The sequence below is a fragment of the Streptomyces sp. G45 genome, from assembly GCF_049542095.1.
In the GTDB taxonomy this organism is placed as follows: domain Bacteria; phylum Actinomycetota; class Actinomycetes; order Streptomycetales; family Streptomycetaceae; genus Streptomyces.
In genome coordinates this window covers 3,717,229-3,741,862 of record NZ_JBMUZU010000001.1, presented here as the reverse complement: position 1 = coordinate 3,741,862, position 24,634 = coordinate 3,717,229, and the positions used below count along the sequence as shown (strand labels likewise).

Here is a 24,634-nt window from a genome sequence, read left to right as displayed (position 1 = left end):
CGCGCGCACCCGGACGCGGACGGCGCGGGCGCCGCACCCCTCGAAGGGTGCGGCGCCCGCGCCGTCCGTGCGTGGTGCGTGCCGCCGGGTCAGTTGTTGGAGCGCTGGATGACCATCGTCTTGGCGGCCTTGTCGTGCCAGCCCTGCTGGCGGCCGGTGTTGTCCCAGAACGGGGACAGATAGACCAGGAGCTGGCCGATGCCGCACAGGACGCCGCCCACCATGGGGATGATCCAGCGGATGAACGCGGCGCCGACGCCCGGCTTCTGGCCGGTCTCCGCGTCCACGACGCGGATGCCGACGGCGAGCTTGCCGAGGGTGCCGCCCGCCACGCTGATCATCAGCCACTCGTAGAGCAGGCTGATCACAGCGAAGGCGCCGAGCACGGCGCCGAACTGGGTCGCGAAGTCGGACCCCGCGTCGCTCATGCAGCTGTCGTAGGCCGCGGAGCCCGGATCGCAGTCCTTCGCGTCGTTGAACGCGCTGATCGCGCCCGCGGCGATGAGGATGCCGAAGACCACGCCGAACACCACGCCGTCGATGACGCGGGCGCCGAAGCGGCGGCCCATGGACGCCACCGTCGGGCCCATGCCGCCCGGGTAGCCGTAGCCGCCGGGCTGCTGCGGGTAGCCGCCGTACGGCTGGGCCTGCTGGGGGTAGGGGGCGTAGTGCTGGCCCGGGTAGCCGCCCTGCTGGGGCGGGACGCCCTGGGGGGCCTGCTGCGGGTAGCCGTATCCGGGGCCCTGGCCGGGCTGGGGCTGTCCGGGCTGCTGGGGCGGCGGCCCGTAGGGGTTGCTCATGGCGGGGATTCCTCCGTCGGGAGTGCGGGGACGACGCGGCCCGCACGCGGAGGAACATTCACAGATGCGTCCGTCCCCCCGACACCGGCCGCGGCACTGTGCGCCATATCGTTCTTCAGCGCGCGCTCGTTTGTCCAGCCGCTTCGCCGCGGGGTTGTGCGAGTGCAACGACGCGCCCCGTGGACGGCCGCGCGGGTGCCCCGGATTGGTACGCGGGCGGGCTCATCCGGGAGGATGGGAGCATGACCGCCCAGATTCTCGATGGCAAGGCCACCGCAGCAGCGATCAAGTCCGAACTGACCGCCCGCGTGGCGGCCCTGAAGGAGAAGGGCGTCACGCCCGGCCTCGGCACGATCCTCGTCGGCGACGACCCCGGAAGCCAGAAGTACGTCGCGGGCAAGCACCGCGACTGCGCGCAGGTCGGCATCGCGTCCATCCAGCGCGAGCTGCCCGCGACGGCCTCGCAGGAGGAGATCGAGGCCGTGGTGCGGGAGCTCAACGAGGACCCCGCCTGCACCGGGTACATCGTGCAGCTCCCGCTGCCCAAGGGCATCGACGAGAACCGGATCCTGGAGCTGATGGACCCGGCCAAGGACGCCGACGGACTGCACCCCACCAACCTCGGCCGCCTCGTCCTCAACGAGCCCGCGCCGCTGCCCTGCACGCCGTACGGGATCATCCGCCTGCTGCGCCAGCACGACGTGGAGATCAAGGGCGCGGAGGTCGTCGTCATCGGCCGCGGCGTCACCATCGGGCGCCCGATGCCGCTGCTGCTGACCCGCAAGTCGGAGAACGCGACGGTGACCCAGTGCCACACCGGCACCCGGGACCTGGCCGCGCACCTGCGCCGCGCCGACATCATCGTGGCGGCGGCGGGCGTGCCGCACCTGGTCAAGCCGGAGGACGTGAAGCCCGGCGCGGCCGTCCTCGACGTCGGCGTCTCGCGCGACGAGAGCGGGAAGATCGTCGGCGATGTGCACCCCGGCGTCGCGGAGGTCGCGGGCTGGCTGTCGCCGAACCCGGGCGGCGTGGGCCCCATGACGCGCGCCCAGCTCCTGGTCAACGTCGTCGAGGCCGCGGAACGCTCCGCGAGTTGAGCGGGGAGGGGTGACCCCATGAACGTAGAGGAGAAGGGCGCGGCGCAGCCCTCGGGCGCGGACGGCGCGGCGGAGCCCGCCGCCAAGGGCGCGGTCAGCGCGCCCGGGCCCGACGGGCAGCCGCGCAAGACCTCCCGGCGCTTCCCGCTGTTCACCCGGGACACCGCCCGGCCCGAGGGCGGCGGGCGGGCCGCCCGGGGGACGCGCCCGCGCCCGCGCGGCAGTGGCCGCTGCTCGCCGTCGCGTCGGTGGTGGCCTTCGGGCTGCTGCTGACCGCGCTCGACGTGTTCCGCGTCGGCACCCTGCTGGTCGGGCTCGCGCTGGTGGCGGGGGCCGTGCTGCGCTGGTGCCTGCCGGGCGTCGGCATGCTGGCGGTCCGCTCGCGGTTCACGGACATGGTGACGTACGGCGCGCTCGGCCTCGCCATCGTGCTGCTCGCGCTGATGGCCCAGCCGAATCCGTGGCTGGAGATCCCGTTCCTCGACGACACCCTGCACTTCACGGTCAGCAGCTAGCCGGAGCCCCGGCTGACACACCAACGGCCCGTACTCGCCAGGAGAGTACGGGCCGTTGGCCGTGGGGGCTGGGTGGTGCTGCTGCGGTCGCGGGCCCGTTCCCCCGTGCGCCCCTGCACGAGGCCGCGACCTCAGTGGTCATCGGTGTGTTCCGGCTGTTCTGGTGTTCCGGTTGTTGTTCCGGTTGTCTGGCGGTTTGTTGTTCCGGTTGTTTGGCGGTGCGCGCCGCCGTCGCGTGCCACCGCTTTCCGGGGCGCAGACCCAGTCCCCGTGAAACCCCCGTTTCGACGGGCCCGCGCCCCCTTCCCCCGGCGCGCCGTTCGTCGGGCGGCGCGGGCGGTGTTGCTGGAACAAGAAGCTACGGGGAGCGGGCGCCCGGCGTCGTCCCGTGCCGGGTTGACGTTCGCGTACCACCCAGGGCGTATCGCGCGGGGGCCTACAACTCCCGCGGTACGGCGACCGATGGACGTAGCACGCCGCACACGCGCGTTACCCTGCGGCGATGCGTCTGAGTCCGTTCACCGCCGACGTGCTGCTTACCCTCGGGCAAGTGGCGCTGCTGGCGTTGATCGGGCGGGAGGCGACCAACATCGGCTGGCCCGCGCTCGACGTCAGGGGGTACGCCCTCGCGGTCCTGGTCAGCCTGCCGACCCTGGTCCGCTCCCGGGCGCCGCTGGCCGTCTGCCTGGTGACGTACAGCATCTGGTTCGTGTACGTGGCCGCGGGCTACTGGCCCGTGGCGACCTCCTTCGGTCCGATGCTGAGCCTGTACACGGTCGCTGTGCAGTGCCCGCCGCGGACCACCGGGTACTGCGCGGGCCTGATCACCGCCATCTGGATCTTCGGCGGCATGGTCAGCCACGACAACGCCTCCATCCCGTCGGTGGCCGCGCAGGCGATCTGCATCAACGCCCTGGTGTGGCGCATGGGTTACCTGGCGCGGCGGTCCGCGGAGCTGGCCCGCAAGACGCGCGCCGAGCAGCAGGAGAAGGCGCGCCGCGCGGTCGTGGAGGAGCGCGGGCGGATCGCGCGCGAGCTGCACGACGTGGTCGCCCACCACATGTCGGTGATCTCCGTGCAGGCGGGCCTCGCGAAGTTCGTCTTCGACACCGACGCCAGCACCGCGCGGTCGGCGCTCGGCACGATCTCCGGCACCAGCGCCGAGGCCCTGGAGGAGATGCGGCGCATGCTGCGCGTGCTGCGCGCGCAGGAGGACGACGGCGAGGTGCCGGACGCGCCGATGCCGGGGCTCGCCCGCATCGAGGAGATGGCCGACCGGGTCAGGGCCGGAGGCGTGCCCGTCGAGTTCCGCGTCACCGGGACGCCGCGGCCGATCGCGCCCGGCGTCGAACTGTGCGCCTACCGCGTGGTGCAGGAGGCGCTCACCAACGTACTGAAGCACGCCCGGCACGCCAGTGCCACCGTTGAACTGCGGTATCACCGCGACCACATCGAGGTGTCCGTCGCCGACGACGGAGAGGGGGTGATTCCGGACAGAGTCGGACGAGGGGGCGGGCATGGCTTGATTGGCATGCGTGAACGGGCCAAGCTCTACGGCGGGACGATCAGCATCGGGCCGCGCAGCACCGGTGGGTTCGCCGTCAGACTGACCCTGCCCACGTCCGCGCGGGCCGCACCGCCGGGAGACGATGCCACCGCATGAGCCCGAACATCAAGGTGCTGGTCGTGGACGACCAGTTCCTCATCCGCGCCGGGCTCGTCGGTGTGCTGCGCGCGGCGCCGGGCATCGAGGTCGTCGGGGAGGCGGGTGACGGCGCGGAGGCGGTGGAGCTGGCGGCGGCCACGCGTCCGGACGTGATCCTGATGGACATCCGCATGCCCGGCACGAACGGCATCACGGCCACCGAGCGCATCCTCGCCGCGGCCGCCGACCCTCCGCCCCGCATCCTGGTCCTGACCACCTTCGACCTCGACGAGTACGTGTACGGGGCGCTGCGCGCGGGCGCCGCCGGGTTCCTGCTGAAGGACTCCGGGCCCGAGCGGCTGCTGGCGGCGGTGGCCGCGGTCGGCAGCGGCGACGCGCTGTTCGCGCCGAGTGTCACGCGCCGCCTGGTGGAGGCGTTCGCGGTGCGCACCGGTGCCGCGCCGGGCGCGGCGGGACCGCCGCCGGACCTGGAGGCGCTGACCGGCCGGGAGCTGGAGGTCCTGAAGCTGATCGCCCGCGGCCTGTCCAACGCGGAGATAGCGGACCGCCTCTACATCAGCGAGGCCACGGTCAAGACCCACCTCAACCGCACGATGAACAAGCTGAACCTGGACACCAGGGCGCAGGCCGTGGTGATCGCGTACGAGACGGGCCTGGTGACGCCGGGCGGCTCCGCGCTCTGATGCCGACGGCGGCCCGCCCTGCCCCCCGACCGGGGCGGGCCGCCGTGCGGCGCGCGGACTCAGCGGCGGGGCGTCGCGCCCCAGCCGCTGTCCTGGCCGTCCCCCGTGGCCGTCCGCGCCGTGCGATCGCGGTTCATGTGTGTCCCCCGTAGTGACTCGCTCTGGCTGACGTGCTGACGTGCTGTGCCGTGCTGGGTCGTGCTGTGCTGTGCTGTGCGGGCGACGCGGGGGTGGACCGCGTCGCCCTCTGTGCACTCACCGACTGTGCCGGTGCGCCCCGGGCGAAGGCGAGGGTTCCCGCTCCAGTTGGGTCGGCTTGGGACGTCCCACGCGCTGACCTGCGGGGACACGGCCCGGCGCGACGGCGTCGTGGGACGGCTCCGCGGGGCGGTCTCGCGGGGCGGGGACAGCGGACGGCGCCCGTCCTCTCCCCCGTGGGAGGACGGGCGCCGCCGGTCCGTGACAGCGGGCCGTGCGCCCGCTGTGACTCAAGCGTCATGGACACGCCGCACCCCGCTCAAGGGGCGCTGGTTCCCTGTGGCACGGAAGTGACCATTCCGCAACGGTGTTCTCGGGCCGCTACGGCTGGGGAACGGGCAGGTCGGAAAGGGGTGCACGGGCGAACCGGACACGCCCCCGGCTCGTCAGTGGGGCATACCCGGCCGCACAGGGGGGCTTCGTGGGGACAGGGGGTGCTTCGTGGGCGCACGCGCGGGCAACTGGCAGCCGCTGCCGGGCGGGCTGCCGCCCGAGGTACGGCACTTCGTGACGCAGCTGCGCCAGCTCAAGGACCGAACGGGCCTGAGCCTGGTCGCGCTGGGCCGCTCCACCGCGTACAGCAAGTCCTCCTGGCAGCGCTACCTCAACGCCCAGCAGCCCCCGCCCCGCCAGGCGGTCGTGGCGCTGTGCCGCATCGCCGGGGCGGACGCGGCCCGGCTGACCGCGGGCTGGGAGCTGGCGGTGAAGGCGTGGCCGCGGGCGACCGCCCCGGAGCGGCCGGGGCAACCGGAGCGGCCGGGGCAGGGGCGGCAGGCGGAGCGGGAGCGGCCGGGGCGTCCCGGCCCGGCGGAGCGGGACGATCGCCGGGTGCGTGCCGGGGCGCCGTGGCAGCGGGCGGCGCGGTCCTGGCGGCTGGTGGCGTGCTCGGCGTTCGCCGTGATCGTCCTGCTCCTCGCGAGCCTGCTGTGGGCGGTGGTCCAACTGGCGCTGGTGCGGGGGGAGTCCCCCGAGGGCCCGCCGTGGCGGCCGGGGGCGAGCGTGTCCGAGCGGCTGGGTACGGAGTCCGGGCGGGCGTCACGCACCGGGGACGGAGGGTGACGGGACGGTTGCCTATTGAGGGGGTGCGGTCGATAATGCGTTCCCACCAGGGGGCGTAAAAGGGGTCAACTGCCGTATTCGTGGTGCTTCTGGGGTGTCCGGGTACGGTAGCTGGGGTTCCGCTTCGGGGCGCGGGGCGGCGGTGGGAGACTGTGCCACGGTCCGTGAGGCGTGCGACGGGGGCACTCCGCGGCCGCCGTGCACCCGTGCGCCCCTGTTCCGGGAACTGCCGTCCCGGCCGCGCGCATCCCTCTGGGTAGTCCAGAACGGGGACGTTCGGGGGCTGTGCGGGGCGCCGGGGCAGGGGGCACGATGCGCGGGGAGCAAGCACGTACGGGGGAGTAGGGGGAGCAATGCCTCGTTGGAAAGCGCTACCGGACGACCTCGACCCGCAGATCAGGGAGTTCGCGGGCCAGTTGCGCGGACTCGTCGACCGCAGCGGGCTGAGCATCGCGGCCGTCGCCGACCGGACCGGCTACAGCAAGACGTCGTGGGAGCGCTATCTCAACGGGCGGCTGCTCGCTCCGAAGGGCGCGATCGTCGCGCTCGCCGAGGTCACCGGCACGCCGCCGGTCCACCTCATCACGCTGTGGGAGCTGGCCGAGCGCGCCTGGAGCCGCTCGGAGATGCGGCACGACATGACCATGCAGGCCATCCGCATCTCCCAGGCCCGCGCGGCCCTCGGCGAACTCGCCACCAGCCCGCCCAAGGGCAAGGCCCCCAAGGCCCCCAAGGACAAGGGCAAGGACAAGGCCGAGTCGGGTGCGTCGGGCAAGGCGGGCGGTACGGGCAGGGCGCGCGGCGGCGTCGGCGCGGTGACCGGTGTGGCGGGTCCCGCCGGGGTGTCGCCGACGATGCCGCCGCCGCAGCGGTACGGGACGGCGACCCCCACCGCTCCCGCCCCCTCCGCGTCGGCTTCGTCCTCCGCGTCCTCGTACGAGGCGTCGGCGACGCCCCCCACGGCGGCCGCGTCCGCGCTGGCGTCGGCCTCCACGGCGTACGGCGGTGCCGCGCGGGGCGTCGTGGGCGCGCCGCCCGGGCCCGGCGGGGCGGGGGCGGACGGGCAGCGGCGCAAGCGGAAGCTGACGATGTTCCTCGCGGGGGTCGTCGGGGCGCTCGTGGTGATCGCCGTCGCGGTGTTCCTCACCGGCGTCGGCGAGGGCGACGAGGGCGACGACGCCAAGGCGTCGCCGTCCCCGACCGCGTCCACCGCGAAGCTGCCCGCGGGCGTCGAGTGCAACGGGGCCGCGTGCGCGGGCAAGGACCCCGAGAAGATGGGCTGCGGCGGCGAGTTCGCGCGGACGACGGCCCGGGCGACCGTCGGCACGAAGACCCTCGTCGAGGTGCGCTACAGCAAGACGTGCGGTGCCGCGTGGGCCCGCATCACGCAGGCGACGCCGGGCGACAAGCTGCGGATCACTGGCAGGGGCGCCTCCGGTCGGCAGAGCGGCACCGTTGACGGCGACCTGGACGCGTACACCCGCATGGTGGCCGTCGCGTCCGCCGCCCAGGCCAAGGCCTGCGCGACGCTCGCCTCCGGCGAAACGGCCTGCACCAAGTAGCCCCCGGGCCGCACTGGTGTCCCCCCACCCAGCTCCGGGGGCCGGGCACCCACCGCCCCGCGCGGGGGTGGCCGCGCGCCCCGCGGCGGTACGGCTTGCGCCCCGCAGCCCCCGGCTGCAACGTCGCCGGTGTCCCCCACCCGCCCGCCCATGGCAGCTCCGGGGGCCCGGCATCCACCGCCCTGCGCGGGGGCGGCCGTGGACGGCGCGCGGCCGTGCGCCTCCGGCGGTAGGGCCTGCGCCACGCAGCCCCCGGGTCGCAGCGTGACCGGTGTCCCCCACCCGCCCGCCCATGGCAGCTTCGGGGGCCCGGCACCCATTGCCCCGCGCGGGGGCGGCCGCGCGCCCCGCGGCGGTAGGGCCTGCGCCCCGCAGCGTCGCCGGTGTCCCCCCACCCGCCCGCCTACAGCACACCGCCAACGCACTCAGCCGCGCGAGGGGCGCCCACCCCTCAGGTGACGGTCATGGGCGGGTGGGTGGGAGGGAAAACCACCCGCTCAGCCCCGGCGGGAGCGCCTGCCTGTCAGGTGACGGTGCCGGGTGGGCGGGTGGGAGGAGAAACCACCCACGCGGCGGGGGCCGCCGATGGTGCTCAGCCCCGGCGAGGGGCGCCCACCTCCCCGGTGACGGTGCCGGGTGGGCGGGTGGGAGGAGAAACCACCCACGCGGCGGGGGCCGCCGATGGTGCTCAGCCCCGGCGAGGGGCGCCCACCTCCCCGGTGACGGTGCCGGGTGGGCGGGTGGGAGAGGAGACCACCCGCGCAACGGGAGTCGCCGACGGCGCTCAGCCCCGGCGAGGGGCGTCCGCGACGCGGCGGCAGCCGCCAACGGCGAAGGACCCCCGCGAGGGGCGCCCGCCTCCCCGAGGGCGGTGCCGGTGGGGGGCCGCCGACGGCGAGCGGCCCCCGCGAGGGGGGGAGGGCGACCGCCACCTCGGGAGAGGGGACGTGGCGGCCGCCTGGGGGTGTGACCACTCCCGTGGGGGTACCGTGCGCCTGCCCCCGCAAGCCCGCCCCATGCCCCCGAACCGCCGACTTTTTCGCCCTCACCCCACCGTGTGGGGTGAGCCACACCGCCCGCTCGCCCCCGGCGAGAACCCGCGCGGTAGCCTGACCGCGGATCTCTCTTGATGCCGAGAGATCGATCATCGAGAGGCGATCGGCGACGGCGTCGGCACGGGGATCCAGCACATGGGGCAGGGACCCCCACCGCCAGCTCTCTTACGGAGATCGCCATGACCCGCACTCCCGTGAATGTCACCGTCACCGGCGCGGCCGGCCAGATCGGCTACGCGCTGCTGTTCCGCATCGCCTCCGGCCACCTGCTCGGCGCGGACGTGCCGGTGAACCTGCGCCTCCTTGAGATCACCCCGGCCCTGAAGGCGGCCGAGGGCACGGCGATGGAGCTCGACGACTGCGCCTTCCCGCTGCTGAACTCGATCGAGATCAGCGACGACCCGAACGTGGCCTTCGACGGCGCCAACGTCGCCCTGCTCGTCGGCGCCCGCCCGCGCACCAAGGGCATGGAGCGCGGTGACCTCCTGGAGGCCAACGGCGGCATCTTCAAGCCGCAGGGCAAGGCCATCAACGACCACGCCGCGGACGACATCAAGGTCCTGGTTGTGGGCAACCCGGCCAACACCAACGCGCTCATCGCGCAGGCCGCCGCCCCGGACGTACCGGCGGAGCGCTTCACCGCGATGACCCGCCTGGACCACAACCGCGCCATCTCGCAGCTCGCGAAGAAGACCGGCGCCGCCGTCTCCGACATCAAGCGCCTGACCATCTGGGGCAACCACTCCGCCACCCAGTACCCGGACATCTTCCACGCGGAGATCGCGGGCAAGAACGCCGCCGAGACCGTCAACGACGAGCAGTGGCTGGCCGACACCTTCATCCCGACCGTCGCCAAGCGCGGCGCCGCGATCATCGAGGCCCGCGGCGCGTCCTCGGCCGCCTCGGCCGCGAACGCCGCCATCGACCACGTCCACACCTGGGTGAACGGCACCGCCGCCGGTGACTGGACCTCCATGGGCATCCCGTCGGACGGTTCGTACGGCGTTCCGGAGGGCCTGATCTCCTCCTTCCCCGTCACCGCCAAGGACGGCAAGTACGAGATCGTCCAGGGCTTGGAGATCAACGAGTTCTCCCGCGCCCGCATCGACGCCTCCGTCAAGGAGCTGGAGGAGGAGCGCGAGGCGGTCCGCGCGCTCGGCCTCATCTGAGCCGACGCCCGCCGACAGCCAGCACGCGCTGAGCCAGCGTCTTCCGACGACCGCCCCCGGTCCTCCCGCCTACGCACGCGGGACCGGGGGCGGTCGTCAGTTCAGGGGACTGCCCCTCCGTTCGCCGGACAGGCGCGCGGACGCGCCGCTAGCGTGCCACCTCCGTCACCGCGCGAGCGCGGATCCCACGGGTATCGGGGGTAGCAGCACATGCAGGACGAACCGCCCACGCGGCGGTACGCGCGCACCGAGGCCACCCGGCTGCTGAGCGCCGGAGCCCATCTGAACGCGGCGTTCCGCAGACGGGTCGTAGAGGAACTCGTCGGCCACGCCGAGCGCCCCGTGGCACCGCCGCTCGGCGCCGACGTGCTCACGGTGCTGGCGCACGCGCTGCGCGCCCGGCGCGACGAGATCGTCACCGCGCTGCTGCTGCTCGCCGTGTGGGCGGGGTTCCTCGTCACCGACGCCGTGATGGCGTGGGACGCCCTGGAGGACCGCTCGGGCGGCGAGTCCGACCTCTCCTTCGGGGACTTCCTGGCGCTCGCCCTCGACGGCGACGACTTCGGCGGCGAGCGGCCCGGCGGCCCCGGCGGCCTGGTCCCGGGCGGCTGGGCGCTGCTGTACGCGGCGGTCGTGCTGCTGCTGTGGTGCGGGCGCGTCGTACGCGGCCGGGACACCGGCGGCGGGGCGCCGCTGACGCCCGTGGTGCTGCCGGGGTGGCTGAGCTGGCTGCGCGGCCGCCTCGGCTGGCTGGTGACGGTGAACGCGTGGGGGCTGGCCGCCGTGTACTGGTTCGCCGCCTGGGGCGGCGTCGCCGACTCCCCGTACCCTGTCATCTTCCCGCTGCTCGTCGCGGTCGTCGTCTGGCGCCACCAGGCCGTGCGGAAGCGGACGCTGCGCGCCTGCCTGACCCGGCAGCTGTTCGCCGAGTCCGACCAGCCCGCGCTGCCCGGCCGGTACGCGGCGATCGCCGCCTGCATCCGCCGCGAGCAGGACGCGCCGCTCACCCTGTACGACGTCAACCGGCCCTTCGTGGGCGCGGGAACGCCCCGCAAGCCCTGGTCGGTCGTCCTGGAGCTGAAGCGCGACGACACCCGGCACGGCACCGGCGCCCTGGAGGCCAACGGCGCGCTGCCCCCGCAGGGCGCCCGCGGCCCGCTGTCCGCGCGTGACGTCCTCACCATGATCCGGCCGCGCCTGCGGGCGCTGCGCCGGTCCGCCGGGACCACCGGCAAGGACCGCCTGCGGCACCTGGAGATCGAGGAGTTCGTCTACCTGCCGTCGGGCGCGGGCCGCGACGAGGAGCTGTACACGGGACAGGACGGCAGGACCGCCCTGGTGTACGACCCCGAAGAGGCCGAGCGGCACATCGCGGAGGCGGTCGGCGAGGGCGGCGAGGCCCGGAGGCACTTCCTGCGCATCCGCGTGGGCGCCTGGAACGAGCAGGTCGTCGTCACGCTCCTGGTCCGGGTGCACACCCAGGGCGGCATGCTGGTCCTCGAAGTGGTGCCGCACGTCCTCGGCCCGGTCCTGCCCGAGTTCCGCGCGGTGGACGCGGTCACGGCCAGCGAGCCGGAGGGCCCGGTGCGCGACGCCGTGCGCGCCCTCGTCGACGCCCCCGCGTTCGGCGTGACCACCGGCGTCGGCGCCCTGCGCGCGCTGCCCTCGCTGCTGCCGTCGCTGCGGCTGTGGCTCGCGGCCGACGCGGCGCCCGCGCCGGACGACAAGCCCGGGAGCGCGCCCCGGCACGCCCGCGCCGTCCACGCGCTGCGCGCCCTCGGCGCCCGGCTGCTGCCCGTGCGGACGGCGCCGCCCGACGCGCCGCTGGTGTCGCTGCGGCAGCTCGCCGCCACCGACGAGCTGTCCCTGTTCCAGGAGATGGACGTCGCCCGGTACACCCGGACCCTCCAGGACCGCATCGGCGAGGGCGTGCGCGACGCGCTCCGGGCCAGCGGCTACCGCACGGACCGCCTGGAGCAGAACATCACGCAGATCAACAACAGCGGCGTGTACATCAACGAGATGTCCGGCGGCGCCCTCGCCACCGGCAGCCACGGCCAGGCCACCCACACGGAGAAGAGCGCGCTATGAGCGACGAGACACGCGACGGCGGCGGAGTGACCGTCAACATCAACGCGATCAACGGCGGTTCCCAGGCCTTCGGCGCCCACGGGACGGCCGAGTCCACCAACTACACGGTCCTCGCGGCGAGTTCCGAGTACGCCTCCCTGCTCACCGCCGTGCGCGCGCTGCGCCGCGGCCTCGCGGAGGAGGAGCGCACCCCCGAGGACGAGGTCCTCGACGCCGAACTCGCCGACGTCGAGGGCGAGATCGCCCGCACCGGGCGCTCCACCGACGGGCCCCTGCGGCGGCTCGGCGACCGCCTCGGCGACTACGCGCCCGCCGCCTCCACCGCCGCGGCGGTCACCGCCGTGCTCCAGGCGCTCGCCCAGCTCCCCCAGATCCCCGGCTGAGCGCCGTGCGCGTCTTCGACAGCAAGCGCCAGGACTGGGTCGCCGTCGAGCGGGAGCGGCGCCTCGCCGACCTCCACCAGCGGGACGCGGGCCGCCAGCGGGCGGCGCTGCGCGGGGCCGCCGCCGTGCTCGCCGTCTGCGGCCTCGCCTTCGGCACGTGGGCCGTCGGCTGGAAGGACGAGCCGGAGCCCACGGTGTACTTCTCGGGTCCCGTGAGCGCCGGTGCGGACACCGCCGACCGCACGGGCTCGGGTTCGGGCTCGGGTTCGGGGGCGCCCTCGCCCTCTTCGGAGGGGGCCGGGCTGCCGTCCGGGTACGAGAGCGTGGCGGACCCCGAGGGGTTCCGCATCGCCCTGCCGATCGGGTGGGCCCGTACCTCCACGGGCGCCGACTACGGCATGGACATCGTCAACTACCGCAACCTCGACGGCACTCGGCGGGTCCAGGTGTACGAGGTGAGCGAGCCCACGCCCTACGCCTCCGTCATGGACTTCCTCGACGAGACGAAGGTGCCCAAGCCGGAGGGGTTCCGGCGGGTCTCCCTGGAGCGGCTGTCCGAGGACGGGCGGCCCGCCGTGCGCCTCGCCTACGTCACGGACCGGATCGAGGGGGAGCCGGACGTCGGGCTGTGGTACGTCGAGGACCACCGGTTCCAGGGGGCCGACGGGAAGCGGTACGCCGTCGCGGCGTACGGGGTCGAGGCGCGGGGGCGGGGGGAGGTCCGGGAGCTGCTGGACACGGCCGTCGGGGGGTTCTGTCCGCCCGGCACGGTGTGTGGGTGAGCCCTCGCGGGGCGCCCCAGGCCCGCCCCTTTCCCGAAACCAGGGGGCTCCGCCCCCTGGCACCCCCGGATATCGCCGCTTCGCGGCTCGTCCTCAAACGCCGGACGGGCTCTTTCTTCCCATGCCCGCCGTGGTGAGGAGTGCCGCCACGATGACCGCCGTGCCTATGACGCGCAGGGACGATGACATTCCTGTCGCGAAGTCCGTGTGCGTGGCCAGGATCGTGCCCGTGATGGCCACCCCCAGGGCCGCGCCCAGTTCCCGGACGGACGTGCCGAGGCCCGAGGCCAGGCCCGCCTGGTGCGGGGGGAGGGACGTGACCACGGCCATGGTGAGGGCGGGCATGCACAGGCCGGTGCCCGCCGAGATGACCAGGAGCCAGCAGGAGTACACCGCGTAGGGCGTGGTCGCGTCGGCGGTGGAGACGCCCAGCAGGCCCGCGCCGATGAGGAGGAGGCCGCCGCCCACGACCGCGCGGGGCGCGCCCGACCAGCGCGCGGCGATCCGGGGACGAGCACCATGCCGACCGTCAGCGGCACGATGGCGAGGCCCGCGCGGGCGGCTCCGTACCCCTTCACGTACTGCAGGTACTGCGAGTTGACGTAGAAGAGCGCGAACAGGCCGAAGAAGCTGGTGGCCGTGCCGAGGGCCGCCGCGCACAGGCGGCGCGAGCGGAACACGCGCGGGTCGAACAGCGGCGTCGCCGAGCGCAGCGCGTGCGCGGTGAAGCCCGTGATCAGCACCGCGCCGACGGCGAACGCGGTGAGGATGCGCGGCGACGTCCAGCCGTACAGCGGGCTCTCGATGATGCCGAAGAGGACGGCGACCAGACCCGCCGTGATCAGCAGCGTGCCGACCGGGTCGGGGACTTGGCGTCCGGCGCGGGGGCCGTACGGGGCGTGGTGCGGGCGACCGCCAGGGCCAGCAGCGCGGCCAGCGGCAGCATCACCCAGAACAGGGCGCGCCACGGCAGGTACGCGCCGATCAGGCCGCCGCCGAGGTTCCCGGCGAGGCCGCCCAGGCCCAGCGCGAGCGTCCAGGAGGCGAGTGCGCGCGGGCGCTGCTCGGGCGGGGCGGTCCGCATCAGGATGGTCATCGTCGCGGGCATGATCAGCGCGGCACCGGCGCCGGAGACGCCGCGCCCCGCGATGAGCACGGCGGGCGCGGTGGCGAGCGCGCTGACCGTGGCGCCCGCGCCGAACAGGGCGAGCCCGGCGAGCAGCGCGCCCTTGCGGCCGTACCGGTCGCCGAGCGCGCCCGCCGGGATCAGCAGGCCCGCGAAGACGACGACGTACGCGTCGACGGTCCACAGGATCTCGCTGGACGACGGGTGCAGGGACGACGAGACGAGCTGCGGGATCAGCAGGTTGATGGCGGCGACCATGCTCTGCGCGACGAGGACGCATGCGCAGAGGACGAGCAGGGCGGTCCGGGTCAGGGCCGGGGGAGCGGGCGGGACGGCCTGATCGGTGAGGGAGGCGTCCTGGGCTGCCGGGTGGTTCCGGGTCGGTGGCTGGTTCTGGGCCGGTGGCTGGTGCTGGGCCGGTGGGTGGTCTTGGGCCGGTGGCTGGTGCTGGGCCGGTGGGTGGTTCTGGGCAGGCGAGGGCAAGGCTCCTCCTCGGGGAGCGGCGTGGCGTGGGATGTGCCGCCACCGTAGGCTCGGCCCGTACCTGCTTTCCAGTGCAACTTTCGCAAGGGATACCTGCACGTGACGCAATCAAGGGAGCCGGGCCGCCCCGACCTGGACCTGAACCTCCTGGTGGCCCTCGACGTGCTGCTGGACGAGCGCAGCGTGCGCGGCGCCGCGCTGCGGCTGCACCTGTCGGAGCCCGCGATGAGCCGCACCCTCGGCCGGATCCGCAAGGCGCTCGGCGACCCGGTGCTGGTGCGGGCGGGCCGCCAGATGGTGCCGACGCCGTACGCGCTCGCCGTGCAGGCCGAGGTCAGCGCGGTGGTGGAGCGGGCGCGGGCGGTGTTCGCCGGGCCCGGGGCCCAGGACCTGCGGACCGTCGAGCGCACCCTGACGATCGTCGGCCAGGACGCGCTGGCCGCCACGTACGCGCCCGCGCTGTTCGCCCGCGCCGCCGCCGAGGCCCCGGGCGTGCGGCTGCGCTTCATGCCGGAGAGCCACCAGGGCGAGCCGGTGCTGCGCGACGGCACCGCCGACCTGGAGGTCGGCGTGATCGACACGGTCGCCCCCGAGGTGCGCGTCGAGCACCTCTACGAGGACGTGATGCTCGGTGTCGTACGCGCCGGACACCCCTTGCTGGAGGGCGAGTTGACGCCGCGTCGGTTCGCGGCGGCCGAGCATCTGACGGTGTCGCGCAAGGGGCGCATGGCGGGGCCGCTGGACGCGGCGCTCGCCGAACTCGGGCTGCGGCGGCGGGTGGTGGGCACCGTGGGGACGTTCACGGGGTCGCTGTTCATCCTGCTCGGCACCGACCTGGTCGGTCTGACCGCCTCCTGGGTCCGGCCGATGACCGACGCGCTCGGCCTGGTGACGTTCCCCGTCCCGGTGCCGCTGCCGCCGCTGTCCCTCGCCCTGGCCTGGCATCCGCGCCACGACGCGGACCCGGCGCACGCCTGGCTGCGCGGCTGCGTACGGGACCTGATCAACCCGCTCAGGCCAGGTCGAAGCTCAGCTCCGGGCGCTCCCAGGTGATCCGGGGCGGCTTGGGCGGCACGGTGCCGGTCCTGACGGCGCCGACGCTGCGGTAGAAGCCCTCGGCGGGCGGGTTGGACACCACCCGCACCGCGCGCAGGCCCGCGCTCCGGGCCCGCTCCTTCATGTGGTCCATCAGCAGCCGCCCGACGCCCCGCCCCTGCGCCGCGTCAGCCACGAACGCCAGGTCCAGCTCCGGCGGGTCCAGGACCAGGGGGTCGAGGACCAGCGCGTAGAACCCGAGCAGCCGGTCGCCGTCGTCGGGGTCGACGGCCTTGTACACCTCGTGGCGGGCTATGTACGCGGCGGTCACGCGGTAGCCCTCGATCATCGGGGCGTACGCGCCCTGGTAGGCGCGGGAGGCGTGCATCAGGGCGGTGAGCGGGGCGGCGTCCTCGGCCGTGGCGCGCTGGATGAGCGGTGTTCCCATGGGGGAGTATAGGGGCGCCATGCGGTTGTGACACTTACAGGTGGCTCACGCGGATGCGGGGCCGATGTTGCCTGCCTGCTGTGGAATGTAGTACTTCTTATACATGAGCGAGCAAGTCCACAACAGGTTGGCCGTGGTGCGCGCCGAGCGGAAGGTGTCGCGCCAGAGCCTGGCCGAGGCGGTGGGCGTCCACTACCAGACCATCGGCTACATCGAGCGGGGGCAGTACAACCCGAGCCTCGACCTCGCCCTGAGGATCGCGCGGCACTTCGGGCTGCCCGTCGAGGCGCTGTTCTCCCTCGAACCGTTCAGCCCGCTCACGGACCAGGTGTACGGGAGGGACCAGTAAGTCATGGCACAGCAGCAGTTGACCGCGTACGACCGGCGGATGCGCGCCCTCATGAACCGCACGGAGGGCCACCCCCTGCACCGCACGGCGGCCCGCCGCCGCGCCGCCGTGTGCGCGCACATCGCGCTGACGGCCGGTTCCGTCGCGGCCTGGCTCGGCCTGGTCCTGGGGGAGCGGGCCTGGTGGGGGTACGTACTGCTCGGGCTGCTGCTGCCCTGGTGCGTGGCCACCGGGGTCATCAACGGCGCGACGCGCGGCCTCCTCGAACTGCGCACCCGCGCCCTGGACGAGCGCCAGCGCGCCGAGCGGAACCGGGTGCGGGCCCGCGCCCACCAGCTCATGACCTGGCTGCTGCTGGCCGCGGCGGTCGGCACGGGCGTCGCCGGGATCTCGGGCACGGAGGTCAGGGCGCTGGTGTTCCCGGTGGTGCTCTGCGCCCTGGTGGCCCACTGGCTGATGCCGCTGTGGGTGGCGGGCCTCTCCGCGCGGGACGAACCCGCCGACGACTTCACCGACGAGGCAGCCGCCTAGCTGGCCGCCGCCTAGCTGGCCGCCGCCTGGCCCCGCCCTCCCGGCGCGTACGCCGCGTTCCGTACGCCGCGGCCGCCCGGTCAGGTCCGCTGCAACCGCTCCTTCAGCTTCGCGATGTCCACCGACTCGTCCGCCGATGGGGTCCTGGTCGGCACCGGCTCGTCGTAGTCGCTCAGGATGGTCGTCTTGTCCTCGCCGTCGCCCTTCTCCGTGGCGCGCAGCAGATAGGGCTTGCCCTCGGCGGCCACGTACAGGGTCTTCTCCTTGCCGTCGTCGGTGGCCGTCAGGGGGATGACCTTGGTGCCGTCGACGGTCGTGACCTCGCCCTTCTTCAGGTTCCTGACGTCGTCGTCGGAGCCGTCGGAGTCGTCGGCGACCGAGTCCTGGAGCTCCCGCAGGTCGCAGACCTCGGCGAGGCCCTTGAGCATCGGGTCGGTGGTGCTGCCGTGGATGTAGCGGTTCTTGAACAGCTCGGCGGCGGCCGCGCCGCCCCCGTTCGGCACCTGGGTGCGCCAGAAGGCGCTGTCCGGCTTCATCCACACCTTGTCGCCCCGCTTCACCAGGTCGGCGGAGCCACCACCGGTGCCGAAGGTGAGCTTGCCGACGCAGTTGCCGTCCCGGTCCAGGGTGAGGTCGACCGAGGCCGGGTCGTCCTTCTCGACGTCGGTGCCCTTGTCGGTCAGCCTCAGGTGCACCGACCTGGCGTCGAGCAGTTCCCGCTTCGCCTTGTCGGAGATCTCCCGGGCGCTGAGGTCCGAGGTCGAGTCCCCCGCGACCTCCTTGTCGCCCTTGCCACTCTTGCCGCCCTTGTCCCCGCTGTCGTCGTCCGACCCGCACGCGGGGACGAGCAGCAGGATCGCCGCCGCCGCGCAGGCTCCGGTCGCGGCTCGCGCCCGGGTAAGAGACATTCGGCTCATAACGTCACCTCCGGTGACACAACGTGCTTCGAGCGTACGTTTCACCTCGCGTACCCGCATACGCAGTGACACAGCGCACTTTCGGCCATCGAATGCGCATGCTTTCCCGGGGCCAGGGCAGGTGCACCCGGCCACTACGGGTGACCACGTGGGGCATCAGGCAGGAATGTGCCAGGAACGGAAGGCAACGAGGACGTGTCCGCTCAACAGACCATCCACGTCGGCGGCGAATGGCGCGCGGCCGCATCAGGCGCCACGCGCGACATCATCGACCCGGCGGACGCCAAGCCCTTCGCGGTGATCGCCGAGGGCGGGGCCGAGGACGCGGACGCCGCGATCGCCGCCGCCCGGAAGGCCTTCGACGAGGGCCCCTGGCCCACCACGCCCGTCGCCGAGCGCGCCGCGCTGCTGCGCCGCGTCGCCGACCTCCTGGTGCGCGACCGAGAGAAGATCGGCCTGCTGGAGTCCCGCGACGCGGGCAAGACCGTCGAGGAGGGCCGCGTCGACGTCGACTGCGTCGCCGACGCCTTCCGGTACTTCGCCGACCTCGTCGTCGGCGAGGGCGCGGGCCGCGTCGTCGACGCCGGGTCCGACGACGTCCACAGCGTCGTCGTCCACGAGCCCGTCGGCGTCTGCTCGATGATCACGCCCTGGAACTACCCGCTGCTCCAGGCCAGTTGGAAGATCGCGCCCGCCCTGGCGGCCGGGAACACCTTCGTCATCAAGCCCAGCGAGATCACCCCGCTCACCACGGTCGCGCTGATCGAGCTGCTGGTCGAGGCCGGTCTGCCCGCGGGCGTCGCCAACATCGTCACCGGCCCCGGCCACACCGTCGGCGCGCGCCTCGCCGAGCACCCCGACGTGGACCTGGTGTCCTTCACCGGCGGGCTCGTCTCCGGCACCAAGGTCGCCCAGGCCGCCGCGCTCGGCGTGAAGAAGGTCGCCCTGGAACTCGGCGGCAAGAACCCCAACGTCGTCTTCGCCGACGCCGTCGCCACCGACGAGGGCTTCGACACGGCCGTCGACCAGGCCCTGAACGCCGCGTTCATCCACAGCGGCCAGGTCTGCTCCGCCGGTGGCCGCCTCATCGTCGAGGAGTCCGTGCGCGAGCGCTTCGTCGCCGAACTCGCCCGCCGCGCCGAGCGGATCAGGCTCGGCCGGGGCACCGAGGACGGCGTCGAGTGCGGCCCGCTCGTCTCCGCGCAGCAGCGCGAGAAGACCGAGGGGTACGTGGCCTCCGCCCTCGCCGAGGGCGCGGTGCTGCGCTGCGGCGGCAAGCGACCCGAGCCCAGCGAAACCCGCCCCGCCACCGGCTACTTCTACGAGCCGACCGTCCTCGACCGCTGCCACCGCGAGATGAAGGTGGTCCGCGAGGAGGTCTTCGGGCCGGTCCTGACCGTGGAGACCTTCACCACCGAGGACGAGGCGCTCGCGCTCGCCAACGACACCGAGTACGGGCTCGCGGGCGCCGTGTGGACCGCCGACCCCGGCCGCGCCCGCCGCATGGCCCGCCGGATGCGCCACGGCACCATCTGGATCAACGACTTCCACCCCTACCTGCCGCAGGCGGAGTGGGGCGGCTTCGGCAAGAGCGGCGTCGGCCGCGAGCTGGGCCCGGCCGGTCTCGCCGAGTACCGCGAGGCCAAGCACGTCTACCAGAACCTGGCCCCCAAGCCGGTCCGCTGGTTCGCGGGCTGACCCCCGGCGCACACGAGGACGCGCGGGGCGGCGACCACCGTCCCGCGCCCCCGTTCCCGTACCCCCTCGCACTACCCGCGCGCACCCCACGCACGCGCCCCCACGCACCCCCTCGGCTCATCACGTCCCATTACGCGCGAGCACCTTGCACGACCTCGCAGGAAGAGGAGCACCCACGCATGTCCGACCAGACCGAGTTCGACTACGTCATCGTCGGCGGAGGCACCGCGGGATCGGTGATCGCCTCCCGGCTCACCGAGAACCCGGACGTCACCGTCGCCGTCATCGAGGGCGGCCCGAGCGACATCGACCGCGAGGACGTCCTCACGCTGCGCAAGTGGCTCGGCCTGCTCGGCGGCGAACTCGACTACGAGTACACGACGACCGAGCAGCCGCGCGGCAACTCGCACATCCTGCACAGCCGCGCCAAGGTGCTCGGCGGCTGCTCCTCGCACAACACGCTGATCTCGTTCAAGCCGCTGCCGTCCGACTGGGACGAGTGGGAGGCCGCCGGGGCCACCGGCTGGAACGCCAAGGCCATGGACCCCTACTTCGGCAAGCTGCGCAACAACGTCGTACGCGTCGCCAAGAAGGACCAGAACCAGATCGCCACCGACTGGATCGAGGCCGTCAAGCAGGCCCTGGGCGTCCCCGAGGTCGTCGGCTTCAACGACCGGCCCTTCGACGAGGGCGTCGGCTTCTTCGACCTCGCGTACCACCCGGAGAACAACAAGCGCTCCTCCGCCTCCGTCGCCTACCTCCACCCGCACATGGAGGCCGGGGACCGCCCGGGCCTCCACCTGTTCCTGGAGACCTGGGCCTACCGCCTCGAACTCGACGGCAAGGCCGCGCGCGGCGTGCACGTCCGCACCAAGGACGGCACGGAGAAGCTGCTCACCGCCCGCCGCGAGGTCGTCGTCTGCGCGGGCGCCGTCGACACCCCGCGGCTGCTGCTGCACTCCGGCATCGGACCGGCCAAGGACCTCGAAGCCCTCGGCATCCCGGTCGTCCACGACCTGCCGGGCGTCGGCGAGAACCTCATCGACCACCCCGAGTCGGTCATCGTCTGGGAGACCCACGGGCCGATCCCCGGCAACTCCGCGATGGACTCCGACGCGGGCCTGTTCGTGCGGCGGGACCCGGACCACAAGGGCCCGGACCTGATGTTCCACTTCTACCAGATCCCGTTCACCGACAACCCGGAGCGCCTCGGCTACGAACGCCCCGAGCACGGCGTGTCGATGACCCCGAACATCCCCAAGTCCCGTTCGCGCGGCCGCCTCTACCTCACCTCCGCCGACCCCGAGGTCAAGCCCGCGCTCGACTTCAAGTACTTCGAGGACGAGGACGACTACGACGGGCGGACCCTCGTCGACGGCATCAAGCTGGCCCGCAAGGTCGCCGAGGCCGAGCCGTTCAGGAAGTGGCTCAAGCGGGAGGTCTTCCCCGGCCCGCACATCACCGACGACGCCGAGATCAGCGAGCTGGTCCGCAAGGCCGCGCACACCGTCTACCACCCGGCGGGCACCTGCCGAATGGGCGCTTCCGATGATGAACTCGCCGTGGTGAACCCGGAGTTGAAGATCCGGGGCCTCAACGGAATCCGTATCGCGGACGCATCCGTCTTCCCGACGATGCCCGCTGTGAACCCGATGATCGGAGTGCTCATGGTCGGGGAGAAATGTTCCGAGATCCTCGGGGGTGACGCCCGATGACCCACCCCGTGACAGCCCCGGCAGCCGCCCCGCACGCCCCACCCGCCACGGCGGGCGCCCGTACCGCCCGCCCAGGCGCCCGCACCGCCCGCCCAGGCGCCCGCGCCCGGCTTCGCGCCCAGCGAGGTGAGCGCCGATGACCGAAGCCGTCGCCACCACCCCCCTGGACGAGAGCGGCGCCGCCCCGGCGGCCCCCGTGTTCGCCGTGCGCAACCTGTGGAAGGTCTTCGGACCGAAGGCCGACCGCGTCCCGGGCGACCCGGAGCTGACCGGCCTCGACCCCGCCGGGCTGCGGGAGCGCACCGGCTGCACCGCCGCCGTGCGGGACGTGTCGTTCGAGGTCGCCAAGGGCGAGGTCTTCGTCGTCATGGGCCTGTCCGGCTCCGGCAAGTCCACCCTCGTACGCTGTCTGACCCGGCTCATCGAGCCGACGTCCGGGTCCGTCGAGATCGACGGCGAGGACGTCCTCGCGATGGACGCGAACCGGCTGCGCGAACTGCGCCGCCACCGCGCGTCCATGGTCTTCCAGCACTTCGGCCTGCTCCCGCACCGCACGGTCCTCGACAACGTCGCGTACGGCCTGGAGATCCAGGGCGTCAAGCGCGCCGAGCGCCGCGCGCGGGCCGCCGAGGTCGTCGCCAAGGTCGGCCTCGAAGGCCTGGAGCAGCGCAGGCCCGGTCAGCTCTCCGGCGGCCAGCAGCAGCGCGTGGGCCTGGCCCGCGCGCTCGCCGCGGACCCCGAAGTCCTGCTGTTCGACGAGCCGTTCAGCGCCCTGGACCCGCTGATCCGCCGGGACATGCAGGAGGAGGTCGTGCGGCTGCACCGCGAGGAGGGCCGCACCATGGTCTTCATCACCCACGACCTGAGCGAGGCCCTGAAGCTCGGCGACCGCATCGCGCTGATGCGCGACGGCCGCGTCGTGCAGCTCGGCACGCCCGAGGAGATCGTCGGCTCCCCGGCCGACGACTACGTCCGCGACTTCGTCCGGGACGTGCCGCGCGAGCAGGTCGTCACCGTGCGCCGCGCGATGCGCCCGCTGGACTCCGCCTCCGAGGCCGAGGCGCGCGGCCCGGCGGTCGCGCCCGACGCCACCGTCTCCGAGGCCATCGAGGCCGTCGCCCGCACCGGCCTCCCGGCGCGCGTCATGGACGACGGCCGCTGCCTCGGCGTCGTCGACCAGGAGCGGCTGCTCGGCGTCGTCGCAGGAGTGCCCCAGGCCGACCCCGCCGGTGAGGTGGTCGACTGATGGCCACCGCCACCGCGTCAACGTCCGTACGAGATACGGGCATCGGCGCCCTGCTGCGGCACCGTGCCGTGCACAAGCTCCTGCTGCTCGCCCTCGCGGCAGCGATCACTGTGCCGATCGTCAACGCCAAGTGGGCCTCCGGCGCCTGGCCGGACGCGCTCACCGTCGACCTGTCCGAGCCGCTCGGCAAGGCCAGCGACTGGATCATCGACAACCGCGACAGCCACCCGCTGTTCCTCTACTTCCTCGGGCACGTCTCCAACGCCGTCGTGCTCGCCGTGCGCGCCGTCTACCTGACGCTGCTCGCCGCGGGCTGGGCGGGCGTGACCGTCGCCGCCGGGGTCATCGCCTGGCGCGTGGCGGGCGTGCGGCTCGCCGCGCTCGCCGCCGCCTCGTTCGGCCTGTGCGGGCTGCTCGGCATGTGGGTGCCGACGATGCAGACGCTCGCCCTGATGGTCGTGGCCGTCCTCGTGTCCGTGGCGCTCGGCCTGCTGCTCGGCCTCGCGGCCGGGCTCAACGACCGGGTCTTCCGCATGATGCGCCCGGTCCTCGACACCATGCAGGTGCTCCCGGCCTTCGCCTACCTGCTGCCCGTCGTCCTGGTCTTCGGTATCGGCGTGCCCGCCGCCGTCCTCGCGACGGTCGTCTACGCGGCCCCGCCGATGGCCCGCCTCACCGCGCTCGGCCTGCGCGGCGCCGACGGCGGCGTGATGGAGGCCGTGGCGTCGCTCGGCGCGACCGCCCGCCAGCGCCTGTTCTCGGCCCGTCTGCCGCTGGCCCGCAGGGAACTCCTCCTCGGCGTCAACCAGACGATCATGATGGCCCTGTCCATGGCCGTCATCGCCTCCGTCATCGGCGCGGGCGGCCTCGGCGACCGCGTCTACCAGGCCCTCGCCTCCGTCGACGTCGGCCAGGCGCTCGCCGCGGGCATCCCGATCGTGCTGCTCGCCGTCGTCCTGGACCGTGTGACGGCCGCGGCGGGCGAACGCGTGGGCGCCCCCGCCGAGCGGACCTCCCCCTGCACGGCTGGCGCGGCTGGTCCCTCGCCGCCGCCCTGGCCCTGGCCGCCGCGCTCGCCTCCCGGTTCGCCGACCGCCTGGAGTGGCCGACGAGCTGGGTCGTGAACATCGCCGAGCCGGTCAACACCGCCAAGGACTGGATGGTCGACCACCTCTACACCGGCGTCCCCGTCGTCGGCGGCACCGCCGACTGGTCCGCGCGCTTCACCACATACGTCCTCGACCCGGTGCGCGACGGCCTCCAGGGGCTGCCCTGGTGGTCGGCGCTGCTGATCGTCGCTGCCCTCGCCTGGGTCATCGGCACCTGGCAGACGGCCCTGACCGCCGTCCTCGCCATGGCCGCGATCGGTGTCCTCGGCGTCTGGAACGCCTCCCTGGACACCCTCTCCCAGGTCCTCGCGGGCGTCGCCGTCACCCTCGTCCTCGGCTTCGCGATCGGCGTGGCCGCCTCGCGCAGCACGCGCCTCGAACGCCTCCTGCGCCCGGTCCTCGACGTCTTCCAGACGATGCCGCAGTTCGTGTACCTGATCCCGGTCGTCGCCCTCTTCGGCGTCGGCCGCGCCCCGGCGGTCTTCGCCGCCGTGGTGTACGCGCTGCCCGCCGTCGTCCGCATCACCACGCAGGGCCTCAAGCAGGTCAGCCCCGCCGCGATGGAGTCCGCGAAGTCGCTCGGCGCCACCAACTGGCAGGTGCTGCGCCAGGTCCAGCTGCCGCTGGCCCGCCCGGCGCTCCTTCTCGCCCTCAACCAGGGCGTGGTCCTCGTCCTCGCCGTCGTCGTCATCGGCGGCCTGGTCGGCGGCGGCGCCCTCGGCTACGACGTCCTCGCCGGACTCGCCCGCGGCGACCTGGCGACCGGCCTGGTCGGCGGCATCGCGATCGTCTGCCTCGGCCTGATGCTCGACCGGGTGACGCAGCCGACGGAACGCCGCGCGAAGAAGGGAGCCTGA

The 24,634-nt window shown here is 73.7% G+C and carries 17 protein-coding genes and 4 pseudogenes; 17 read left to right on the top strand and 4 right to left on the bottom strand.

The window, feature by feature from the left end; genetic code table 11:
- Nucleotides 1-89 precede the first annotated feature (89 nt).
- Nucleotides 90-800 (bottom strand): RDD family protein, encoded by a 711-nt coding sequence (locus ACOBQU_RS15140; RefSeq protein WP_423627405.1) that lies wholly within the window; start codon nucleotides 798-800, stop codon nucleotides 90-92.
- A gap of 242 nt (nucleotides 801-1,042) precedes the next feature.
- Here ACOBQU_RS15140 and ACOBQU_RS15135 point away from each other — a divergent pair, with 242 nt between their 5' ends.
- The 10 genes and pseudogenes from ACOBQU_RS15135 (at nucleotide 1,043) to ACOBQU_RS15090 (ending at nucleotide 13,120) form a co-directional block, all read left to right on the top strand.
- A complete protein-coding gene (locus ACOBQU_RS15135) occupies nucleotides 1,043-1,897 on the top strand; it encodes a bifunctional methylenetetrahydrofolate dehydrogenase/methenyltetrahydrofolate cyclohydrolase (protein ID WP_423627403.1) in 855 nt (284 codons plus the stop codon).
- Between the two features lie 18 nt (nucleotides 1,898-1,915).
- A pseudogene (locus ACOBQU_RS15130) lies at nucleotides 1,916-2,412 on the top strand (DUF3017 domain-containing protein).
- A gap of 502 nt (nucleotides 2,413-2,914) precedes the next feature.
- The gene (locus ACOBQU_RS15125; RefSeq protein WP_423627401.1) at nucleotides 2,915-4,075 is read left to right on the top strand and encodes a sensor histidine kinase; all 1,161 of its coding nucleotides are present in this window, start codon (nucleotides 2,915-2,917) and stop codon (nucleotides 4,073-4,075) included.
- Nucleotides 4,072-4,761 (top strand): response regulator, encoded by a 690-nt coding sequence (locus ACOBQU_RS15120; protein ID WP_423627399.1) that lies wholly within the window; start codon nucleotides 4,072-4,074, stop codon nucleotides 4,759-4,761. Before ACOBQU_RS15125 ends, ACOBQU_RS15120 begins: the two co-directional genes overlap by 4 nt.
- Before the next feature lie 699 nt (nucleotides 4,762-5,460).
- Nucleotides 5,461-5,746, top strand: a pseudogene (locus ACOBQU_RS15115) (helix-turn-helix domain-containing protein); the annotation flags it as partial.
- A 685-nt stretch (nucleotides 5,747-6,431) separates the two neighbouring features.
- Nucleotides 6,432-7,640: a DUF2690 domain-containing protein gene (locus ACOBQU_RS15110; RefSeq protein ID WP_423627397.1), complete on the top strand. Its 1,209-nt coding sequence runs from the start codon at nucleotides 6,432-6,434 to the stop codon at nucleotides 7,638-7,640.
- 1,234 nt (nucleotides 7,641-8,874) lie between these two features.
- Nucleotides 8,875-9,864, top strand: coding sequence for a malate dehydrogenase (locus ACOBQU_RS15105; RefSeq protein ID WP_423627395.1), 990 nt, complete (start codon nucleotides 8,875-8,877; stop codon nucleotides 9,862-9,864).
- Nucleotides 9,865-10,074: 210 nt separating this feature from the next.
- Nucleotides 10,075-11,955 carry a hypothetical protein gene (locus ACOBQU_RS15100; protein ID WP_423627393.1) on the top strand — a complete coding sequence of 627 codons (1,881 nt, stop codon included), beginning with the start codon at nucleotides 10,075-10,077 and terminating at the stop codon, nucleotides 11,953-11,955.
- Entirely contained in the window at nucleotides 11,952-12,338 is a 387-nt protein-coding gene (locus ACOBQU_RS15095; protein ID WP_423627391.1) for a hypothetical protein, read from the top strand. Before ACOBQU_RS15100 ends, ACOBQU_RS15095 begins: the two co-directional genes overlap by 4 nt.
- 5 nt (nucleotides 12,339-12,343) lie before the next feature.
- Nucleotides 12,344-13,120, top strand: a complete 777-nt coding sequence (locus tag ACOBQU_RS15090; protein WP_423627389.1) for a hypothetical protein — start codon at nucleotides 12,344-12,346, stop codon at nucleotides 13,118-13,120.
- 93 nt (nucleotides 13,121-13,213) lie between these two features.
- On the opposite strand, the pseudogene ACOBQU_RS15085 reads toward ACOBQU_RS15090, so the two are convergent.
- Nucleotides 13,214-14,772: pseudogene (locus tag ACOBQU_RS15085) on the bottom strand (MFS transporter).
- A 50-nt stretch (nucleotides 14,773-14,822) separates the two neighbouring features.
- On the opposite strand from ACOBQU_RS15085, the gene ACOBQU_RS15080 reads away from it, so the two are divergent.
- Nucleotides 14,823-15,782 carry a LysR family transcriptional regulator gene (locus ACOBQU_RS15080; RefSeq protein ID WP_423634509.1) on the top strand — a complete coding sequence of 320 codons (960 nt, stop codon included), beginning with the start codon at nucleotides 14,823-14,825 and terminating at the stop codon, nucleotides 15,780-15,782.
- Here ACOBQU_RS15080 and ACOBQU_RS15075 read toward each other — a convergent pair.
- Entirely contained in the window at nucleotides 15,742-16,212 is a 471-nt protein-coding gene (locus ACOBQU_RS15075; RefSeq protein WP_423627387.1) for a GNAT family N-acetyltransferase, read from the bottom strand. The genes ACOBQU_RS15080 and ACOBQU_RS15075 overlap by 41 nt on opposite strands.
- A gap of 103 nt (nucleotides 16,213-16,315) precedes the next feature.
- On the opposite strand from ACOBQU_RS15075, the gene ACOBQU_RS15070 reads away from it, so the two are divergent.
- Together ACOBQU_RS15070 and ACOBQU_RS15065 are read left to right on the top strand one after the other, a co-directional pair.
- Nucleotides 16,316-16,561, top strand: coding sequence for a helix-turn-helix transcriptional regulator (locus tag ACOBQU_RS15070; protein ID WP_423627385.1), 246 nt, complete (start codon nucleotides 16,316-16,318; stop codon nucleotides 16,559-16,561).
- Between the two features lie 3 nt (nucleotides 16,562-16,564).
- Complete coding sequence (locus ACOBQU_RS15065) at nucleotides 16,565-17,092, top strand: hypothetical protein (RefSeq protein ID WP_423627383.1); 528 nt, start codon at nucleotides 16,565-16,567, stop codon at nucleotides 17,090-17,092.
- An 80-nt stretch (nucleotides 17,093-17,172) separates the two neighbouring features.
- On the opposite strand, the gene ACOBQU_RS15060 is transcribed toward ACOBQU_RS15065, so the two are convergent.
- Nucleotides 17,173-18,009, bottom strand: coding sequence for a hypothetical protein (locus tag ACOBQU_RS15060; protein ID WP_423627382.1), 837 nt, complete (start codon nucleotides 18,007-18,009; stop codon nucleotides 17,173-17,175).
- Between the two features lie 195 nt (nucleotides 18,010-18,204).
- Between ACOBQU_RS15060 and ACOBQU_RS15055 the strand changes: the two genes are divergently transcribed.
- From ACOBQU_RS15055 to ACOBQU_RS15040, 4 genes and pseudogenes are all read left to right on the top strand, one after another.
- Nucleotides 18,205-19,707, top strand: coding sequence for an aldehyde dehydrogenase family protein (locus ACOBQU_RS15055; RefSeq protein ID WP_423627380.1), 1,503 nt, complete (start codon nucleotides 18,205-18,207; stop codon nucleotides 19,705-19,707).
- Between the two features lie 179 nt (nucleotides 19,708-19,886).
- Complete coding sequence (locus ACOBQU_RS15050) at nucleotides 19,887-21,422, top strand: GMC family oxidoreductase (RefSeq protein WP_423627378.1); 1,536 nt, start codon at nucleotides 19,887-19,889, stop codon at nucleotides 21,420-21,422.
- 136 nt (nucleotides 21,423-21,558) lie between these two features.
- Nucleotides 21,559-22,668: a quaternary amine ABC transporter ATP-binding protein gene (locus tag ACOBQU_RS15045; protein WP_423627377.1), complete on the top strand. Its 1,110-nt coding sequence runs from the start codon at nucleotides 21,559-21,561 to the stop codon at nucleotides 22,666-22,668.
- Nucleotides 22,668-24,634, top strand: a pseudogene (locus tag ACOBQU_RS15040) (ABC transporter permease). Before ACOBQU_RS15045 ends, ACOBQU_RS15040 begins: the two are co-directional and overlap by 1 nt.

Bases quoted from the DNA above. Each gene is read 5' to 3' on its own strand.
- ACOBQU_RS15125 (WP_423627401.1), top strand. From the start codon at position 2,915: ATGCGTCTGAGTCCGTTCACCGCCGACGTGCTGCTTACCCTCGGGCAA.
- ACOBQU_RS15050 (WP_423627378.1), top strand. From the start codon at position 19,887: ATGTCCGACCAGACCGAGTTCGACTACGTCATCGTCGGCGGAGGCACC.
- ACOBQU_RS15065 (WP_423627383.1), top strand. From the start codon at position 16,565: ATGGCACAGCAGCAGTTGACCGCGTACGACCGGCGGATGCGCGCCCTC.
- ACOBQU_RS15105 (WP_423627395.1), top strand. From the start codon at position 8,875: ATGACCCGCACTCCCGTGAATGTCACCGTCACCGGCGCGGCCGGCCAG.
- ACOBQU_RS15100 (WP_423627393.1), top strand. From the start codon at position 10,075: ATGCAGGACGAACCGCCCACGCGGCGGTACGCGCGCACCGAGGCCACC.
- ACOBQU_RS15070 (WP_423627385.1), top strand. From the start codon at position 16,316: ATGAGCGAGCAAGTCCACAACAGGTTGGCCGTGGTGCGCGCCGAGCGG.
- ACOBQU_RS15075 (WP_423627387.1), bottom strand. From the start codon at position 16,212: ATGGGAACACCGCTCATCCAGCGCGCCACGGCCGAGGACGCCGCCCCG.
- ACOBQU_RS15120 (WP_423627399.1), top strand. From the start codon at position 4,072: ATGAGCCCGAACATCAAGGTGCTGGTCGTGGACGACCAGTTCCTCATC.
- ACOBQU_RS15135 (WP_423627403.1), top strand. From the start codon at position 1,043: ATGACCGCCCAGATTCTCGATGGCAAGGCCACCGCAGCAGCGATCAAG.
- ACOBQU_RS15045 (WP_423627377.1), top strand. From the start codon at position 21,559: ATGACCGAAGCCGTCGCCACCACCCCCCTGGACGAGAGCGGCGCCGCC.
- ACOBQU_RS15060 (WP_423627382.1), bottom strand. From the start codon at position 18,009: ATGAGCCGAATGTCTCTTACCCGGGCGCGAGCCGCGACCGGAGCCTGC.
- ACOBQU_RS15110 (WP_423627397.1), top strand. From the start codon at position 6,432: ATGCCTCGTTGGAAAGCGCTACCGGACGACCTCGACCCGCAGATCAGG.
- ACOBQU_RS15140 (WP_423627405.1), bottom strand. From the start codon at position 800: ATGAGCAACCCCTACGGGCCGCCGCCCCAGCAGCCCGGACAGCCCCAG.
- ACOBQU_RS15095 (WP_423627391.1), top strand. From the start codon at position 11,952: ATGAGCGACGAGACACGCGACGGCGGCGGAGTGACCGTCAACATCAAC.